General features: G+C 66.2%; 1 protein-coding gene and 1 pseudogene. Both read right to left on the bottom strand.

Annotated features, from left to right (window positions below):
* Positions 1 to 92 precede the first annotated feature (92 nt).
* The gene (locus tag ACFWPJ_RS28255; protein WP_378855850.1) at positions 93 to 2,657 is read right to left on the bottom strand and encodes an ATP-dependent Clp protease ATP-binding subunit; all 2,565 of its coding nucleotides are present in this window, start codon (positions 2,655 to 2,657) and stop codon (positions 93 to 95) included.
* A 281-nt stretch (positions 2,658 to 2,938) separates the two neighbouring features.
* A pseudogene (locus ACFWPJ_RS28250) lies at positions 2,939 to 3,431 on the bottom strand (lipase); the annotation flags it as partial.

The raw sequence follows: 3,431 nt of genomic DNA, 5'->3' as shown, positions 1-3,431 counted from the left end.
GCGTCTGCGTGATCTACTTACCGTTTAACCATCGGTGTTGCGACGACCCCTTGAAACCGCCGTTCCGGGGGCGGGCTTTTCGGTGCAGATTTTTACTCGCCGGAGGCGACCTCGGGCGTGGGGCCCTCGGCAGCGCCGGTCAGGACGACCTCGGGCTTGTTCTCGCCCGCGGGCGCCTTGGTCAGCTTCGCCTTGCCGGTGAAGGTGAACTTGGCGTCCTCGCCCTGGCCCTCGCCGTTCCAGCCCTCGACATCGACCACGATGGTCTGGCCTGCGCCGATCTCGCCGTAGAGGATCTTCTCCGAGAGCAGGTCCTCGATCTCGCGCTGGATCGTGCGACGCAGCGGACGAGCACCGAGAACCGGGTCGAAACCGCGCTTGGCGAGCAGGCTCTTGGCCTGACCGGTCAGCTCGATCTCCATATCCTTGTTCTTCAGCTGCTTGGCGAGGCGGGCGATCATCAGGTCCACCATCATCACGATCTGCTCGCTGGTGAGCTGGTGGAAGACGATCACGTCGTCGATGCGGTTGAGGAACTCGGGGCGGAAGTGCTTCTTCAGCTCGTCGTTGACCTTGAGCTTCATCCGCTCGTAGTTCGAGCCCTCGGCGTTGGACTGGGTGAAGCCAAGGCCGACGGCCTTGGAGATGTCGGAGGTGCCCAGGTTCGAGGTGAAGATCAGCACGGTGTTCTTGAAGTCGACCGTACGACCCTGACCGTCGGTGAGACGGCCGTCCTCGAGCACCTGCAGGAGGGTGTTGTAGATCTCCTGGTGCGCCTTCTCGATCTCGTCGAACAGCACAACCGAGAACGGCTTGCGCCGCACCTTCTCGGTGAGCTGGCCGCCCTCCTCGTAGCCCACGTACCCGGGAGGGGCACCGAACAGGCGAGACGCGGTGAAGCGGTCGTGGAACTCGCCCATGTCGATCTGGATGAGCGCGTCGTCGTCGCCGAACAGGAAGTTCGCCAGCGCCTTGGACAGCTCGGTCTTACCGACACCGGACGGGCCGGCGAAGATGAACGAGCCGGACGGACGCTTCGGATCCTTCAGGCCGGCGCGAGTGCGGCGGATCGCCTTGGAGACGGCCTTGACGGCATCCTCCTGGCCGATGATCCGCTTGTGCAGCTCGTCCTCCATGCGGAGCAGACGGGTGGTCTCCTCCTCGGTGAGCTTGAAGACGGGGATACCGGTCCAGTTGGCCAGCACCTCCGCGATCTGCTCGTCGTCGACCTCGGCCACGACGTCCAGGTCACCGGAACGCCACTGCTTCTCCCGCTCGGCGCGCTTGGCGACGAGCTGCTTCTCCTTGTCCCGCAGGCGCGCGGCCTTCTCGAAGTCCTGCGCGTCGATCGCGCTTTCCTTCTCGCGGCGCGCGTCGGCGATCTTGTCGTCGAACTCGCGCAGGTCCGGCGGGGCGGTCATCCGGCGGATGCGCATGCGCGCGCCCGCCTCGTCGATGAGGTCGATCGCCTTGTCCGGCAGGAACCGGTCGTTGATGTAGCGATCGGCCAGCGTCGCGGCGGCGACCAGGGCACCGTCGGTGATGGACACCCGGTGGTGCGCCTCGTAGCGGTCGCGCAGACCCTTGAGGATGTTGATGGTGTGCTCGACGGTCGGCTCGCCGACCTGCACCGGCTGGAAGCGGCGTTCCAGGGCGGCGTCCTTCTCGATGTACTTGCGGTACTCGTCGAGGGTGGTCGCGCCGATGGTCTGCAGCTCGCCACGGGCCAGCTTCGGCTTCAGGATCGAGGCAGCGTCGATGGCGCCTTCGGCAGCACCAGCGCCGACGAGCGTGTGCAGCTCGTCGATGAACAGGATGATGTCGCCGCGGGTGTTGATCTCCTTGAGCACCTTCTTCAGGCGCTCTTCGAAGTCACCGCGGTAGCGGCTGCCCGCGACCAGGGAACCCAGGTCGAGGGTGTAGAGCTGCTTGTCCTTGAGGGTCTCGGGGACCTCGCCGTTGACGATGGCCTGCGCCAGGCCCTCGACGACGGCGGTCTTACCGACACCGGGCTCACCGATCAGGACCGGGTTGTTCTTGGTGCGGCGGCTCAGCACCTGCATCACGCGCTCGATTTCCTTCGAGCGGCCGATGACGGGGTCGAGCTTGCCCTCGAGCGCGGCCTGAGTGAGGTTGCGGCCGAACTGGTCGAGCACCAGCGAAGTGGACGGAGTGCCCGCCTCACCGCGCGAGCCGGAACCCTCGACGGGCTCCTTGCCCTGGTACCCGGACAGCAGCTGGATGACCTGCTGACGGACGCGGTTCAGGTCGGCACCGAGCTTGACCAGAACCTGGGCGGCGACGCCCTCGCCCTCGCGGATGAGCCCGAGCAGGATGTGCTCGGTACCGATGTAGTTGTGGCCGAGCTGCAGCGCCTCGCGCAGGCTCAGCTCCAGCACCTTCTTGGCGCGCGGGGTGAAGGGGATGTGACCGGACGGCGCCTGCTGGCCCTGACCGATGATCTCCTCGACCTGGCTGCGCACACCCTCCAGCGAGATGCCAAGGGACTCCAGCGACTTCGCCGCCACGCCCTCGCCCTCGTGGATCAACCCAAGCAGGATGTGCTCGGTGCCGATGTAGTTGTGGTTGAGCATCCGGGCCTCTTCTTGGGCCAGGACAACGACACGCCTCGCGCGGTCGGTGAACCTCTCGAACATCGCTCCCTCACTCTCCTGCTCCGACATTCTGGCAACAGACGCCGCAGTGTGCTCGGTACAACCTAGGGCGTCGGACCGACAACTGTCGCCGTCAGCCTGCCATGAAGCCCGGGGGTTGCGGCCCCCGCCATCCACTCTAGTTGGCAGGGGATTCCGCCGCCGCCGGTCCACCCTATTGATGACCGGCGGCAACATGGTCATTCACTCATAACGCGCACGTCGCGGCATTCGTTTCCCTCCGAGTTTTGCCTACAGCGAAATATGTCGAACCGATGACGGCACTACCCGGTGAACGGCGGTACAAACTCGCACGGAACCGGGGCCTGACGGGCCGGATCCAGGGCATTGAGGACGTGACCTGCGGCGCGCGGGCTGCCCGCGATGGCCATGTGCTCGGAGTAGTCCTGGGCGCAGCCGTCCTGGACGACGTGGGAGGTGGCGTTGGGCGCGGGGACCAGGCCCGAGGTGTGCGGGACGACCAGTTCGTCGAGAGTGGTGACGATATTGGTGTAGCTGACCTGCGGGTCGTAGACGCCGTCGGCATTGAGCGCGGCCATGAACTCGTCGCCGGTGAGCATCTGCCCGCAGGCCTGGCACAGCGACGTGGCGACCGCGTCGAAGGCGGGACCCGCGCCGAGCGCACGGCTGTAGGCGGCGATGTCGCCCGCGCCCAGGGCGTTGGTGCCCAGCCACGGCGGTGCGATGGCGGCGAACTTGCCGACCTTGGCCGCGCCGCCGAGTCGCTTGATGTAGTAGTTGCCGACGATGTTGCCC

The organism is Nocardia sp. NPDC058497 (genome assembly GCF_042720195.1).
GTDB lineage: Bacteria > Actinomycetota > Actinomycetes > Mycobacteriales > Mycobacteriaceae > Nocardia.
Note: the sequence above shows the minus strand (reverse complement) of the source record. Positions and strands in the feature narration are given on the sequence as shown.

Bases quoted from the DNA above. Each gene is read 5' to 3' on its own strand.
- ACFWPJ_RS28255 (WP_378855850.1), bottom strand. From the start codon at position 2,657: ATGTTCGAGAGGTTCACCGACCGCGCGAGGCGTGTCGTTGTCCTGGCC.